Source organism: Pirellulales bacterium (genome assembly GCA_035656635.1).
GTDB lineage: Bacteria > Planctomycetota > Planctomycetia > Pirellulales > JADZDJ01 > DATJYL01.
The window spans coordinates 1-14715 of sequence record DASRSD010000090.1; the positions used below are offsets into that span (position 1 = coordinate 1).

Annotated in this window: 11 protein-coding genes, 1 rRNA gene and 1 pseudogene; 8 read left to right on the forward strand and 5 right to left on the reverse strand. The window is 56.2% G+C overall.

Annotated features, from left to right (window positions below):
- Positions 1 to 531: 531 nt before the first annotated feature.
- Positions 532 to 2352 (reverse strand): acyl-CoA dehydrogenase family protein, encoded by a 1821-nt coding sequence (locus VFE46_08310; protein ID HZZ27993.1) that lies wholly within the window; start codon positions 2350 to 2352, stop codon positions 532 to 534.
- Between the two features lie 103 nt (positions 2353 to 2455).
- Positions 2456 to 3418: a hypothetical protein gene (locus tag VFE46_08315; protein HZZ27994.1), complete on the reverse strand. Its 963-nt coding sequence runs from the start codon at positions 3416 to 3418 to the stop codon at positions 2456 to 2458.
- Positions 3419 to 3913: 495 nt separating this feature from the next.
- Between VFE46_08315 and VFE46_08320 the strand changes: the two genes are divergently transcribed.
- Both VFE46_08320 and VFE46_08325 read left to right on the forward strand, forming a co-directional pair.
- Positions 3914 to 4657 (forward strand): UvrB/UvrC motif-containing protein, encoded by a 744-nt coding sequence (locus VFE46_08320; GenBank protein ID HZZ27995.1) that lies wholly within the window; start codon positions 3914 to 3916, stop codon positions 4655 to 4657.
- 231 nt (positions 4658 to 4888) lie between these two features.
- Positions 4889 to 5020: pseudogene (locus VFE46_08325) on the forward strand (carbon storage regulator).
- A gap of 130 nt (positions 5021 to 5150) precedes the next feature.
- Here VFE46_08325 and VFE46_08330 read toward each other — a convergent pair.
- Together VFE46_08330 and VFE46_08335 are read right to left on the reverse strand one after the other, a co-directional pair.
- A complete protein-coding gene (locus tag VFE46_08330) occupies positions 5151 to 5570 on the reverse strand; it encodes an NUDIX domain-containing protein (protein ID HZZ27996.1) in 420 nt (139 codons plus the stop codon).
- A gap of 9 nt (positions 5571 to 5579) precedes the next feature.
- On the reverse strand, positions 5580 to 5750 hold the full coding sequence (locus tag VFE46_08335; GenBank protein ID HZZ27997.1) for a hypothetical protein: 171 nt from the start codon (positions 5748 to 5750) through the stop codon (positions 5580 to 5582).
- Between the two features lie 400 nt (positions 5751 to 6150).
- Here VFE46_08335 and VFE46_08340 point away from each other — a divergent pair, with 400 nt between their 5' ends.
- Both VFE46_08340 and VFE46_08345 read left to right on the forward strand, forming a co-directional pair.
- Complete coding sequence (locus VFE46_08340) at positions 6151 to 6405, forward strand: carbon storage regulator (GenBank protein ID HZZ27998.1); 255 nt, start codon at positions 6151 to 6153, stop codon at positions 6403 to 6405.
- A gap of 545 nt (positions 6406 to 6950) precedes the next feature.
- A complete protein-coding gene (locus tag VFE46_08345; protein HZZ27999.1) occupies positions 6951 to 8816 on the forward strand; it encodes an alpha/beta fold hydrolase in 1866 nt (621 codons plus the stop codon).
- 186 nt (positions 8817 to 9002) lie between these two features.
- Here VFE46_08345 and larE read toward each other — a convergent pair whose 3' ends face one another.
- Positions 9003 to 9896 (reverse strand): ATP-dependent sacrificial sulfur transferase LarE, encoded by an 894-nt coding sequence (gene larE / locus VFE46_08350; protein HZZ28000.1) that lies wholly within the window; start codon positions 9894 to 9896, stop codon positions 9003 to 9005.
- Positions 9897 to 10060: 164 nt separating this feature from the next.
- On the opposite strand from larE, the gene VFE46_08355 reads away from it, so the two are divergent.
- The 4 genes from VFE46_08355 to VFE46_08370 all read left to right on the forward strand — a co-directional run.
- A complete protein-coding gene (locus VFE46_08355) occupies positions 10061 to 11401 on the forward strand; it encodes a DUF5009 domain-containing protein (protein HZZ28001.1) in 1341 nt (446 codons plus the stop codon).
- Between the two features lie 62 nt (positions 11402 to 11463).
- Positions 11464 to 11838 (forward strand): GxxExxY protein, encoded by a 375-nt coding sequence (locus tag VFE46_08360; protein HZZ28002.1) that lies wholly within the window; start codon positions 11464 to 11466, stop codon positions 11836 to 11838.
- A 125-nt stretch (positions 11839 to 11963) separates the two neighbouring features.
- Positions 11964 to 12947 carry a hypothetical protein gene (locus VFE46_08365; GenBank protein ID HZZ28003.1) on the forward strand — a complete coding sequence of 328 codons (984 nt, stop codon included), beginning with the start codon at positions 11964 to 11966 and terminating at the stop codon, positions 12945 to 12947.
- An 864-nt stretch (positions 12948 to 13811) separates the two neighbouring features.
- Positions 13812 to 14715: ribosomal RNA gene (locus VFE46_08370) — 23S ribosomal RNA — on the forward strand; the annotation flags it as partial.

Genomic DNA, 14715 nt, shown 5'->3' on the forward strand with positions numbered 1-14715 from the left:
GCTCCGCGATGGTGCCCAGCGAACCACCGACAAACTTTGGCAACTCTGCGGCAAAGTACTCGATCTATTCACCGAAAGCGAATGCCGCAACTACCTCCAACACTGTGGATGCCGCTACAATTAACCGACGACGGCACTAGAGGCGGCGCTGCGTTACGAATTTGACCGTTGGGACAACTCGCTGGAAAAAATGCCGGCGCATGTCCTGCAAGATGTCGAAGAAAGCCCTTAGCTGCTGACACAATTTCACGACCGCAAAGTGCCGGTTATCAGCCTGGCCAACTATCGTGCCGACCAAGCCAAATTGACAGAGCATTTACCGTGCACGCTATGGTCAAGCCGCATTCAAACCCTCGAGAACAATCGCGCAAAAATTTACCTCACTTTTTATGTCTGGCTTGAATCTCAAGGCGGCTACATTCTTGAACTTCACCGCGATCCAACTGGTTGGACGGTCGATTCCGAGACGTTTTCACAAACCGGCACTTAAGCGCGATTCATAACGTCGGGCAAATTATTTCCAGCGGATGGCTACGGCAATACCGCGTTCGCTGCCTGTGTGGTCAAGCCGTCGTCATTATCCCACAGATCGGCCAGAGCTCTGCGAATCCGGCGCTCCGCGCTACGGAGATAATAGCGCCCGGCAATCAAATCGCGCTCGCCTGGCCGCTGTGCGCCGTTGCCTGTTCCCGATGCAGTTTTTGTTGCCCACACCAGCGTATCCAGCCGCCTTAGTACACAGCCGCTGACGTACAACTCAATCGCGGCGTCGGCAACGCGGCCGGCCTGATATTGCCGCTCCACAATTTCTTCCTTGTACGTTCGCAGCAGTCGTTCCACGTTCGAGCCGAACGCAGCCACCAAGTGCCCCAGCTGTGCGGCATCGGGTTCCAGCTCGCTGTGATGCACTTTCACTTCCGGCGAGCGAAACAACCCTTCCAACTTGCGGCCGGCGAATCCGCCGATTTTAGAAAAATGCTTGAGCGGGCTGGCCAGGGCATCGAGCACGCCTTTGAGTTCCAGCCCAACGTCACGCATGCCCACCAACGCCACAAAAGCCCGCAACACGTCGTTGGCTCCCTCGCCGATCATGTTAATTCGGGCATCGCGCATCATCCGCTCGTATGGTTCGTCGGTGAAGTACGCCTTGCCGCCGAAAATTTGGATGGTGTCGTTGATGATCCGCCACAGCGTGTCGGTTGCGAACACTTTGAGCATCGCGGTTTCCAGCATGTAGTCATCTTCGCCTGAATCGATCAGGGCCGCGGTGAGATACGTGGCCGCTTCCATGGCAAACGTGCCGGCGCTCATGTAGGCCAGTTTTTCCTTGACCAGTTCGAATGTGCCAATCGGCTCGCCAAACTGCACGCGGGTGGCGGCATGTTGGCTGGCGCGCTGCAAGCAAAACTTGGCGGCCCCGGTGCAGGTGGCGCCAAAAGTGACACGGCCAAAATCCAGCACCGTTAGTGCCACCCGCAAACCTTTGCCGAGTTGGCCCAAGATGTTTTCCTTGGACACAAACATATTGTGAAACGCCAGCCGGCCCGTCGCCGAGCCACGCACGCCGCACTTGGGCATGCGGGCTTCCACCACTTCAAAGCCGGGCATGTCGGGCGTGACCAGAAATGCGGTGATTTTTGATTCGGGCTTGTCCTGCACCCTCACCCCGGTCCTCTCCCCAGAGGAAAAGGAGGAAGATGGCACCGGCGTGCGGGCCATTACCGTAAGAACTTTCGCAATGCCGCCGTTGGTAATCCAGCGTTTGTTTCCGTTCAGCACGTAACCGCGGCCATCTTCCGTGGGCGTAGCCGTGGTTTGCACATTGGCCGCATCGCTGCCGGCTTCCGGTTCAGTGAGTGCGAATGCGCTGATCCACTGGCCCGTGGCGAGTTTCGGCAAGAAGTGCTGTTTTTGCTCCGGCGTGCCAAACAACACAATCGCCCGCGGGCCGATGGAGTGATGAGCGTTCACAAACAAGGCCGTGCTGGCGCAATGGCCGCCCAACACTTCCAGCAAGCGGCAATACTGCGTTTGCGTAAGACCACGGCCACCGCATTCTTTCGGCAAGCACGCGCCCAACATGCCCAGGCGGCCGAGCCCATCGATCACGCGCTGCGGAATCAGCGCTTCGCGGTCAATCGCAACCGGATCGATTTCTGCCTGGCAGAAGCGGCGCAGTTCGTCGGCCAGCGCCGTCGTGGCGGTGTCGGCCGCCAAGTTAGGATAATCCAGCAGCTTGCGATTGGCGAACGTGCCGAAGTACAAACCCTTGGCAAAACTGGCTTGTGCCAGGCGATCGCCCAGCAATTCCTCGGCCTGGGCAATTTGCTTTTCGCGCTGTTGCAGCGTCATGGTTCACTTCTCCCGATGAGCGATTCTGCGAACCCCAGTGAATTATCCGATTGGGTGCGGGAAGTGGCAACGTCGCTATCGGAACACGGTTTTTGGTGCACAGTCAGCGCGATTGCGAAGTCGCATTGGGCAAGCTTTGCGGCAAATTCGTCGGAGCGGCTGGCACGCTGGGCACAGCGAACAGCGAATTCAAAGACGGGTTTGGCGCGCGCGGCGAAACTTTCGGGGCTTCGGCTTGCACGTGCGTCGGAGCATTCGCGGCGTGGGCGGTTAAGGCTGAAGAAAATGCGGCCCGTTGGCCGAATAGCGCTCGCAACACGGAACTGCCCGAGCTCAGCGGAGCGACCGGCTTCGGCGCACTGTTGGCATCGGGTGCCGGTGGATCGGTTTTGGCAGCTGGCGCCTCTATCTTGGAAGTTGAGGTTTGATTGTCGATCGGAAAAATCGCCGCGCTCAGCTGCACCATAGGATCTTGCAACATGCTGCTGGAAAAATTGTTTTCGGACGCGGCATCATTTTTTCCGGAAACGGTATTGTCTAGCTGGGGCAAGACGGGCATTGGAACCAGGACCGGCGGACCGTTTTCAGTTAAAGCCTTCAGCTGCGCATCCTGTTGGGTGAGATCGCAATTGCATTTGTCGCAGCAGTATTCCACGACCCATTTATATGTGGGAACTTTGTGCGTGACTTCAATTTTCACCAACTTGTTTACTGAGCGAATTCCAGCACACGGTGACGGGTTCCACAGCGTATACAGAGGCTTGTAATCGTGCAGGCAAGGGCAGTTGCACGGATTGCATTCGTCAATTTGAGTGCAACCTTTCTCGCTCCGGCCGGGAATGCAAACATCGGTGCAGCGGCACGCGTAAACGTATTCCTTCACGTCTTTCCACTCGCAAACCACATGGCACGTTTTTTGGCAATGTGCTTCGCAGCCACAATGGGCGCACCGGCAAGCGCAGCACTCGCCATCCTGGCAATGCTCGCAGGAGCCAGGGCCTTGCTCTCCGGCCCGCAGCAGGCACGGCGTGGTCAACAGGGCGAATGCTAATGCAATGCGGTTCATGGCGAGTGCTTTCCAATCAGATGGTGCGAAAAGATGCAGGACAACTCGCAAGGATTTGGCGCCAGCCATTCAGATCAATGCCAGCACATTCCAATCAACAGCGTGCGCGTGGCGATCCCTCGCGGTTACAACATTTATTCGACTGTGATCTTCCGCACAGACCACAAACTGCGTGGCCACAAGCACAATCGGAACAGACTGCAAGGTCTTCGCGATTTACCACCACGAAGGATCAGGCGCTTTGGCCGTGGACGATGTATTCAACCTGGGCGATAGCACGCCGGGCCGCCCAGCGGTGGCGGCAATCTGTTAGCGCCGGTAAAGTTCAACCGAGCGCACGAGCCACAAACAGCGCGCCTTCACAAACTTCAACTGGCGAAGGCTTTACGCAGTCCCTGCACCCTAACAGCGTCGTTGATATAATTGCTGAGCAGAAGAGGATGCCCTCATCGCAAGCCGTTCCACAAACAGTAAATCATCGGACCAGTTGTTTAGATGCCCCGCCGCAAAGACATTGACGAACTGCTCGCCAATTGGCCCTTTCAGCCCGGGGAAGTGATGGCCCGGCTGGTCAAAGTGAGCGAAAGCCGCGAAGTGCTGCAAATGCGGGTCGACATGGGCGTGTTGCAAATGGAAGTGGAGGGACGGCCTGACGGAACACGGCCCTCGGGGGCCAATACCTATTTCGATCATTTGTTGTCGCAGGTCATTTCCGATGGTGATGGGTTCGTGTTGAACGCGCCGCAATGTGCGGAAGTCGATCGCGAATTTGTCCAGTTTTACCACCGCCGCATTTGCTGGTTGGCGCTGCGAAAATTCCATGCGGCCATGCGCGACGCCGATCACACTTTGGGCCTGATGGATTTTGTCAAAAAGCATTCGCCCGACGATCAATGGACGCTTTCGCACGAGCAATATCGGCCTTTTGTGCTGTTTCATCGGGTGCAGGCGGCGGCGCTGGCGAAGTTGGAAGAGCATGGGCCCGAAAGCGCGATTGGCGAAATCAATCTCGGGCTGGAACAGTTTCGTGAAATTTTCGAGGAGTACGAAGCCAGCGAGAAATTCGACGATGATGAACTCGTCCGCCGGCTGCTCGAATTGCAAAAGTCGCTGCGCGAGCACTACCAAGTGGAACGCACGCTGGACGAACGTTTGGCCGATGCCGTGGCCACCGAACAGTACGAATTGGCCGCCAAGCTCCGGGACGAAATTGCCCGCCGCCACACGCAGGGGCACTAGGCCGGCCGTGCTAGCTTTGTAATTCTAACTGCGTGCCGACTTGTAAACTTGTACAGTAACCCGCGGCAAGCCGGGCCGTTGGCCGGGCGGCCTTTTGCCGGAAGAGCCCCAGGGCGTTGGACTTCCGTCGGGTGCTTTATTTTCTGACCTCTTTTGGCACACCCTCTGCATCTGGTGCTGGCAGGACTGGCAAGGCGAGGGAGCATTTCAGGGCATTGCCCGGGAGCAGATATGTTAGTTTTAACGCGGAAACCCCAGGAACAAATTCGGGTGGGGGAGGACGTGGTAATCACCATTTTGCGGATCAAAGGGCAATCGGTGCGCATCGGCATTGAAGCGCCGCCCACGGTGAGCTTGCTGCGCGCGGAACTTTCGCCGCATCAGTCGACGAGCGAACCACAGCGATTGCCAACCGCGTCGCGCAAACAGCGTCCGGCCACGCCGGTCCGAAAAATGCATCCCCACCGCGAAACGCTTAGGCCGCCAGGGACGATCACGGATCCATTTGCCGCACGGCCAAATCGATTAGCCGCCTCATCGGCTTCCGCCGAATCCGCGCCTGGGCTTCTTCAGCGAAACACCAGCGGATTCGGTGTGGAGACTGGGTTGCGTCCGCTGACTCCACCTGTAACAGGAACACGGTAATGTGCGTGGGCTGACGATTCTGCCGCACAATAAATTCATCGAGTTTCGCCGCCGGTTCCCCGCGGCACGTTAGTCCGGTCGTTTCCCATACGCGGCGCCGCGCCGCTGCTTCGGGCAATTCACCATCACTAAGAGCGATAAAGGGCAACTCCCAGCGGCTATTTCGCTCTGCCGAAACCAGGCAGAACTCCATCCGCCCATCCCGTATGCGAAACGGAACGGCACAGACTTCGTGACGAGGAGCTTCACGGTCAGCGGAGCGATTCATATCGCGCACTCACGGGCAAACCGCACCGGTATTCGGATACTTTTCTTCGCCGTATCCGCCGGGGCCCAGCGCTTGCTGCCAAACAGCAATAAAGGCCGGCGCCTTCGGTGTTTGCAATAACAGGAATGCTGCCTTGCCCGTGATCTTTTTAGTTGTAACAGGGTGATAAGAAAAATCCATCAATTAATCCCACTTTTTTGTACGTTGCCGCCTGCCGGCGAGTTGTTCAGTAGCGATCAGCTTGAGCAGGGGCGTGCGATTTTGCGGCTGGCCGGGGTCAGATTAGGCCGAATTTGAATAATGTTGCGCGCCGTGGGCATCTTCTTGCCGGCAATTTTTGCACATGCCCAGTTCGAGACGGTTGGCTCACTTCGAGATTGCCCATTCCGCCAACCGATTGAGAGGCAAAAAAAACAGCAGCACTCCAAAAATCTCTAAAGTTTTGGAGGACAAACGGTTGGAGCGTCTTCTGCCTTCGCTCGGGCTGCTATTGGGGCAGGACGGCATTAACGTTGCACAAAGTCAACAATCGAGGGCGGAGTATTCCAATTTTGACCCGCAACTCAGGGAGGACTTAGTTATGTTGATTCTCAGCCGGAAAGTGGGCGAGCGCATTGTCATTGGTTCCGACATTACGGTAGTCGTGAGTCGTGTATCCGGCGACCGGGTGACCCTTGGTTTGGAAGCGCCGCCGGAAGTTCATATTTTGCGTGGCGAACTGCGTCCATTCGATGAAGCGGAGCGTGCCAAAAAGGCCGCGCCAGTGGCAGCCGGCCGGCACACTCAACGTGGGGACCGTGCATTTGCCACGAATCGTCATCGTCCGCCACGATAGTTGGATTGGGCTAGAAGCACGAATTGCGTGCCACGGTTGTTCGAGCCGGCAAGGGCATAATAGACCATTGAAGCGACATCAGGCCGGCTTCAGGATGGCCGTGGCACGCGTCTTATCCGCTTCGGGAAAGTTTGGCAGCATTGCTAGCTGCTGGCCGCTAGGAAATTGTGCCAGCCGGAAGCACTTCGAGGCAAGCACGCTCTGCCAGCCAGCACGACGCCAATCGCAATTGAGCCGCGTTGGCATTCCCGTTATTCTCGGCGCAGGTGAAAGCGCACCCGCGCGTGAACCGCGAGCCTTTTCTGGGGTTAGCTTCTTCCAAGATTCTCAAGTGCATTCGCTGCTCTTAACATTTGATGGATCGACGCTTGCCAGCACGATGCTGTGACGTGCGCGGCCTAGTGGGCCGCTGTGCGCGTGGGCCTGCGCCAGGACGAACTCTTCACGTTTCTGCAATCGTTCTGGGCGCAATTCTTTTTGCCGGTTGCGCCAGCCCTAAGTGGGTGGCAGTGCGCGATGCGCCCCATAATCCGCTTACGGAGCGGTTGGCGCTTCTTTCTCGCGGTGGTCCGCGCCCCACCGAGCGCACGCTGATATTCTTGCGGCGTTACGATTTGCAAGGACACGTGCACGACAACCCGGTGGAACTGGTGCACCAGGTTCAAAAAGTGATCGACCAACAACCCTCGCCGGAGGCGCTTTCGGCCGCGGCGGAGTTGGCCTACGTAGGCGGCGTGAAATCGCAAATGTTGGTCGAGTCGCAGCAAGCGTTCAATTTGTATTGCGCCAGCGTGGCGTATTCGTATGCGTACTTGTTCAACCCAAGATTCGCACAATTTGCCAATCCCTACGATCCGCAGTTCCGCGGCGCTTGCGATTTATACAATGGCGCCCTGGAAGCGGTCCTGCGCAGCGTGAACAAACAGGGCAAATTGCAGCCGGGGCAATCGTTCAGCGTCGAAGTGAAGGGGCACCAATATGACGTGACCATCGAATCCCGCAATGTTCCCTGGCCGGCCGGTGACATCAAGAAGTTTGATTTCGTTTCCGATTACCAAATTAGCGGGCTGACCAACGTTTATCACACCTATGGCTTGGGGGTGCCTCTGATTGCCGTGCGAAAAGACCACGCGGCGAACGACCCCGTCGAAAAGCATTACGCCCCGGGCCTCAGCTTCCCTGTCACTGCGTTTTTGCGCTGTTTGCCGGATGACCCAGCGCGGGTGGCCGGCGATAAAGCTGCTGATGGCAAACGTCATCACCGCGCCGTATTGGAGCTGTACGATCCGCTGCAATCGACCGATATTGTGCTGGCTGATCAGCATGTCCCGCTGGAAAGCGACATCACCACACCGCTGGCCTATTCGCTGGACGACCCCTCGTTTGCCGCGCTTGATCAGCCGACCACCGGTTTTTTGAATCCGAAAAAACTCAAAGACCTGGCCGGCATTTACATGCTGGAGCCGTATCAACCCGGAAAAATTCCCGTGCTGATGATTCACGGCTTATGGTCCGGCCCCATCACCTGGATGGAAATGTTCAACGATTTGCGGGGCGACCCGGAGTTACGCAGCCAATACCAATTCTGGTTTTATCTGTATCCCACCGGGCAGCCGTTTTGGCGCAGCGCTACTCGCTTGCGGGAGCAATTGGCCGATTTGCGCACCACGTTCGATCCGGCGCACCAGGAAGCGGCGCTCGATCAAATGGTGCTGGTTGGCCACAGCATGGGGGGCTTGATCGCGAACATGCAAATTGTGAATAGCCGCGACGATTTTTGGCACATCGCCAGCAACAACCCGTTCCAGCTGGTCAAAGCCGACGAAAAAACCAACGCCGCGCTAGAGCGCACATTTTACTTTCAAGCCAACCCATCGGTACGGTCGGTCATTACCATTGGCACGCCGCATCGGGGAAGTTACTTCTCCAACGATTTCACCCGTTATTTGGGCGAAAAGTTGATTTCGGTTCCCGAAACCATGACCGCCCGGCTGGCGAAGCTGCGCATGGATAACCCCGGCTTTTTTCGCAATACGCAAATGGTAGATGCCGACACGACCAGCCTCGATTCGCTATCCCCCACCGCGCCGATCCTGCCCGTCATTTTGGCCGCCCAGCGTCCGCCATGGATTAAGTACCACAACATCGTGGGCCGCCTGCCCGCCAGCGATTGGCAAGTAAAGCTATTTGGCGATGGCGACGGCGTGGTGCCGTATTCCAGCGCGCACCTGGCCGATGCCGACAGCGAAATTGAAGTGCCTGCCGAACACGACGAAGTACATCGGCACCCGCAAACCATTTTGCAAGTGCGCGAAATTTTGCAGGCCCACCTGCGCGAAGTGAAAGAAGGCTTCCCGGAGGTGGAAGTGCAAACGGCCCAGCGGGCGATATCAGTGAGCAATGAACGATGAGCGATGAATCGGAATGGGGAGTGGGGAGTGATTATCGGGTGTGGTGATGAGGTGAGGAGAAAGGTTGCTTCCGACGTTTAGCCGCGACGCGCTAGCGGAGCGCGCGTGAATCGAGAATGACCAATGACCAAGCACCAATGACCAAGAACAGGACGACCACATGCCGCGTTGGTCATTTGTTCTTAGTCATTGGTCCTTTCCCGAAATGATGGGCAGCAGCGAATCCACCGACAGTACTTCGTTCTGGCTGCCTGAGCGGAAGCCCTCCAGATCGAGCGTAATGTATTTGAAGCCCAACTGCTTTAACTCCGCCGCCAAGTGTTCTCGAAGCAGCGGTTCCGTTAAAGCGGCCAGTGCATCAAGAGGCACTTCCAGCCGCGCTAAATCCCCCTTGTGATAACGCACCCGAACGGTGCGCAGGCCCAGCGATCGTAGCAATTGCTCGGCGCGATCGATCATCTGGAGCCGCTCGGGCGTAACTTCCTCGCCATACGCCACGCGGCTAGATAAACACGGCGAAGCGGGTTTATCCCACACGGGCAAATTCCATTGGGCGGCCAGAGTACGGACATCGGCCTTCGTGAAACCGCATTCCAAAAGCGGACTGCGAACTAGATGCTCGCCGGCGGCCTGCATGCCCGGCCGCCAATCGCTGGCGTCGTCCGCATTGGCCCCATTAACGATCACCATCCGGCCCTTAGCCCCGGGCTCTGCCCGGGGGTTGCGCCGCATTTCGTTTTCCATCCGCTCCACAAACACTTCCAATTGCTCATACAACTCCGTCTTGCAAAAATAGCAGCGGTTGGCCGGATTGGCAGTGTAGTTGGCGTCGGCAAATTCTCCGGTGTGCAGCACTTCGTGGCGAATGCCAATTTGCTGCGCCACTTGCCGCGCGGTTTCCAACTCGCCGGCCGCCAAGCTGGCACTGACGCCGGTGACCGCCACGGCATTTTCTCCCAGCGCCAACTGTGCCGCTTTGGCTACCACCGCGCTATCCACTCCGCCGGAATACGCCACCGCGCAACTGCCGTAACTGCGCAGCAGAGTGAGTAACTTTTCTGTTTTTTCGGACGGAAACATCACTGACCATCCACTGTGCTAGGGCCCACAAATATCATCCGGTTCCGCACCTCGCCAGACAAGCCCGGCGGGTAAATCTTTACGGCGAGCGTTGTTCCACTCGCACCTGCTGTAAATTCTCTTATTGCTTGCCGGCAGGCAAGGCACTCGTTAGGCTGGCGGGCATGGCAAATTCTTCCGCGGACAATGGGAACGGTGCGGCGCCGAGTGGCGCGACTTCATCTGCTATTGGAATGCCCGGGCGCGTGGTTTCGATTGACGCCCTGCGCGGCTTAGTCATGTTCACCATGATTTTTGTGAACGACCTGGCCGGGGCTGACAAATCGATCACGCCGGATTGGATGGTCCATTTTAGCGACCGTCATAAAGGTAACGTCAGCGGCATGACGTTTGTCGACATAGTGTTTCCGGCGTTTTTGTTCATTGTGGGCATGTCGATTCCGATTGCACTCTCTGGACGGTTGGCCAAAGGGGAGCCGGTGTGGAAGCTGCTGTTGCATGTGGTGGTGCGCACTGTTTCGCTGTTGGCGATTGGCATTTTGATGGTCAATGGCGAAGGGCATCCCAGCGGCAAGGAAATGGGCATCTCGGCCAACACGTGGACCGTGCTGATGTTCACTTCGGTCCTGTTGGCGTTTTGTTCTCTTTCGCCGCCCAACCGCGCCACGGCGGGCGAAACCACGAAGCGAGTTTGTCGTGGGCTCACGGTGCTATTGCGCGCCGTCGGCCTGGCCGGCCTGGCCTGGGCCGCCTGGGTTTTTCGCAACGGCAAAGGGACGCGGATTATTTCGTTGGAGCCGTTTTCGATTCACACCAGTTGGTATGGCATTCTGGGACTGATCGGCTGGGCATATTTGATGGCGGCGTTGGTGTTTTTGATTTTTCGCACGAACCGCACCGCCATTCTCGGCTGCGTGGGCCTGATGATTTGTCTGTTTGCGGCCGACAAGAAGGGTTTGTTCGAAGGCACCTGGCTGAGCCACATTCTAGGCGTGGGAGACATGCTGGGCTCGCACCCCTCCATTGCCACTGCCGGCGTGCTATTGGGAACGATTTTTCTAACGCCCCAGACGAGCACCACTGCCAGCCGCAGCCGTTTCACGCTGTTGTTTTTCGCCGGCTTTGCGGCCGCGGCGATTTTACTCACCAAGCAATGGGGCATCAGTAAGAATGGGGCCACGCCGGCGTGGTGTTTGTGGTCCAGCGCCATCACCGCGGCGTTGTGGCTGGGTTTTTATTTCATTGCCGACGTGTGGCAACTGAAATTCATTTCCAAGCCGCTGGCCATTGCCGGCGAAAACGTGCTGCTGGCCTACATTCTGAGCGAGATGATGGAATCGGTTTTCAACCTCATTCACTGGCACGATTGGCAACTGTCGGACGGGTATGGTCGGCTGGCCGGCCCGTATTTGGCCGACGCCATTGGCCGCAGCGTCGGTTGCGCAATTTTTATTTTGTGTATCACGGCACTGTTGAATCGCGTCGGTTTTCGTTTGAAGTTGTAAACGCCAGCCATGATGTTTCACCACCGAGGACACAGAGGACTCAGAGAAAACGAAAACGCTTAATGAGAGAACTCAATGAAATCAGTGGAGAAATCGTCGATGCTGCGATAAAGGTCCATTCCCGGCTCGGACCTGGACTTTTGGAATCGGCGTATGAAGCATGCTTACGATTCGAACTGGGACGAAGAGACTTACACGTCGAATCACAAGTCAGACTACCGGTTCGATATGACGACGTGTTGATCGAATGCGGTTATCGACTCGATTTGGTCGTCGAGAACCAAATTATTGTGGAACTTAAGGCCGTCGAAGAATTGCATCCTATCCACCAAGCTCAAATGCTTTCCTACTTAAAGCTGAGCGGAAAGAAAGTTGGCCTATTAATCAACTTCCACTGCTTGCATCTGAAAGATGGCATCAAACGCTTGGTTAACTAAAATTAGAACACCGACCGATTCTTCCTCTGCGTCCTCCGTGTCCTCTGTGGTTAATTCTGAATTCTGAACAATGCTCACCTCTATCATTCGGTATCATCATGACTAAACTTGCAAGACACTACATCATGTTCCTTTGCGTTGCAATTCTTTCCGTATTTTCGGCGAGTGTGATTCGCGCCGATTGGCCGGGCCGGGTGTTTGCGCCGTACATGTATTTGGGCTCCGGCGACAAATTCAAGCTAACCGATTGCGACGATGCTTGCGGGCAAAAGTTCTACACGCTTGCGTTTATTATTGCCCAGCAAGAAGGGCGCGGAGCGACGGCAACGTTCACCGCCAAGCCTGCCTGGGACGGCCGCACGCCAATGTCGGAAAATCTGTATGCCGACCAAATTGACGCCATTCGCCAGCGCGGCGGCGACGTGCTGGTTTCATTTGGCGGCGAGGCGGGCAAAGATTTGGCGCTGGTGGAAACCGATTTGGAAAAACTGCAGGCGGAATATCAATCGGTCCTCGATCAATACAAATTCACTTGGCTCGATTTCGACATCGAGGGCAAACAACTGGAAGACGATTCCGCCAACCAGCGCCGCAACACCGTGCTGGCGGCCCTGCAAACGAAGAACCCGGGCTTGATGATTTCCTTCACGCTACCGGTCGATCCCAATGGCATTTCCAAGCATTCGCAAAACATGCTCAAAGACGCGGTGACCAAAGGGGTGAAAGTGAAATCGGCCAATGTGATGACGATGTACTTTGGCCCACAGTTCACCAAGGATCATGAACTGAGCGACGTGTGCATTGCCAGCGCGAAAAAAGCGCACGAGCAATGTCAGAAGATTGACCCGGCCATGCAAATTGGACTGACGCCGATGATCGGCAAAGGGGGAACCGGCGGCTCGGAAGTATTTGACGTAAAACAAGCTAACGCGCTGTGCCAATGGGCGAAAGATCAACCCTGGGTGTGCAGCTTGGGGTTCTGGTGCAGCAATCGTGATTCCGGCAAACCCAGCAAGCGCGGCGGCGACGGCGGCAACACCGCCAGCGGCCTGGTGCAGCAACCCTGGGATTTTACGAATGCGTTTAAGCCGTTTACGTCGGCCAAGTGAAAGGAAATTCTCGGCAGGAACTGTAAATTCGGGTACTTGCCGCGGCGCAGGCGGCCGATATAATCGAGATCAGCCGGTGGACTGAATTCCAATGGTTTTGCCTAACGCCGACGAAAGTTGGCCCGGCGAAATATCTTTCGGTTTGCGGATTATCTCGGCGAACCCTCCTTTACAGTCCCGGCGGCGTTTGATACAGTTTGTGGTTTCCCATTTGGGAGCGTGATTTTAGGAAGCTCTGTGGATGGAGCGAGTCGTGAGTGAGTAGCCGGAGGACAATATCCTCCGGAGGGGTTGTGTTCCGGAGGCTATGGGCCCCCGGCGATTGAAATGCTCTCCGTGGTCGTGGGCCGAAATTGCAGCAGCAAATTCGGCCTCTGCTCACTGAGGGCAGTTTGGCGGTTGGTGGTGATGGTTGCCTTTTGCAAGAGGCGCCCCTCACCCCGGCCCTCTCCCGCAAAGGGGAGAGGGAGATAATCGCTGAGATTGATCTTTGACAATTGAGTTGTAGTAATTGGCATCTTGTAAAAATAGAACTGGATGGTTCATCATCTCTCGATGGTGTTCCACCTTGTTCTCCAAGGCTCTTAGAAATATCGACAGGGCTTGGCTGCAAGACGGCAGCGGTGAAGGTGCATTCCTGCCAAGGTTTGTGCCGGCGCTTCAGCAAAATTGCAATCAAGCATTACTCGATGAATTTGGAATCGTTACTTATTTGGTCACGGGGTCGGCGCGCTTGCCGGCGATGGTGACCAATGGATCCAGTAGCAGCCGAAGTTGATGCACTTTGTATGCATGGCAATTTTCAAATTGCCATGCTTAGCCCCGGCCGCCAGGCCGGGAATTCAAAGAGCGTTCGATTTAGGTGGTTAAGCTACTAAGGGCACATGGGGGATGTCTTGGCGTTAGGAGGCTTCGAAGGGCGTTTATGACTGCGATATGCCCGGTGTAGTTGTCAAAAAAGCGTTGATACCGGGATTCCCGAACTAGCACGCACTGAATCCATAGGTGTGTTGCGGCAAACGCGGTGAACTGAAACATCTCAGTAACTGCAGGAGAATAAAGAAACCTCGATTTCCTTAGTAGCGGCGAGCGAACGGGAATCAGCCCAAACCGCGGTGGTTTTCCTCCGCGGGGTTGTAGGGCTCTTCACATGGGAGTTACCAAGCAATCGGTTAGCCGAACGATCTGGAAAGTTCGTCCATAGAGGGTGACAGGCCCGTAGGCGAAAACTGCATTGCCTCCCGAAGAGTACCTGAGTAGGTCGAGTCACGTGGAACCTCGACTGAATCTACGGGGACCATCCCGTAAGGCTAAATACTCCCTAACGACCGATAGTGAACTCAGTAGGGCGACTGAAAGATGGGAAGAACCCCTGCTAGGGGAGGACACTGAACCTGAAACCATGTGCCTACAAGCGATCGGAGGACTATGCCTGCTTCGGCGGGAATGTCTGACGGTGTGCCTTTTGCATAATGATCCGGCGAGTTGTCGTTGGTGGCAAGGTTAAGGCTCTTAGAGCAATAGCCGTAGGGAAACCGAGTCTGAATAGGGCGTTTAAGTCACCAGTGGCAGACGCGAAACTGCACGATCTACCCATGAGCAGGTTGAATCTCGGGTTATACCGAGTGGAGGACCGAACCCATCTGGGTTGAAAACCGGTGGGATGACTTGTGGGGAGGAGTGAAAGTCTAATCAAGCGCAGAGATAGCTCGTTCTCTCCGAAATAGCTTTAGGGCTAGCCTCGTTTTACTACGCACCGGGGGTAGAG

Bases quoted from the DNA above. Each gene is read 5' to 3' on its own strand.
- larE (HZZ28000.1), bottom strand. From the start codon at position 9,896: ATGTTTCCGTCCGAAAAAACAGAAAAGTTACTCACTCTGCTGCGCAGT.
- VFE46_08330 (HZZ27996.1), bottom strand. From the start codon at position 5,570: ATGAATCGCTCCGCTGACCGTGAAGCTCCTCGTCACGAAGTCTGTGCC.
- VFE46_08320 (HZZ27995.1), top strand. From the start codon at position 3,914: ATGCCCCGCCGCAAAGACATTGACGAACTGCTCGCCAATTGGCCCTTT.
- VFE46_08310 (HZZ27993.1), bottom strand. From the start codon at position 2,352: ATGACGCTGCAACAGCGCGAAAAGCAAATTGCCCAGGCCGAGGAATTG.
- VFE46_08340 (HZZ27998.1), top strand. From the start codon at position 6,151: ATGTTGATTCTCAGCCGGAAAGTGGGCGAGCGCATTGTCATTGGTTCC.
- VFE46_08360 (HZZ28002.1), top strand. From the start codon at position 11,464: ATGAGAGAACTCAATGAAATCAGTGGAGAAATCGTCGATGCTGCGATA.
- VFE46_08365 (HZZ28003.1), top strand. From the start codon at position 11,964: ATGTTCCTTTGCGTTGCAATTCTTTCCGTATTTTCGGCGAGTGTGATT.
- VFE46_08315 (HZZ27994.1), bottom strand. From the start codon at position 3,418: ATGAACCGCATTGCATTAGCATTCGCCCTGTTGACCACGCCGTGCCTG.
- VFE46_08335 (HZZ27997.1), bottom strand. From the start codon at position 5,750: ATGGATTTTTCTTATCACCCTGTTACAACTAAAAAGATCACGGGCAAG.
- VFE46_08355 (HZZ28001.1), top strand. From the start codon at position 10,061: ATGGCAAATTCTTCCGCGGACAATGGGAACGGTGCGGCGCCGAGTGGC.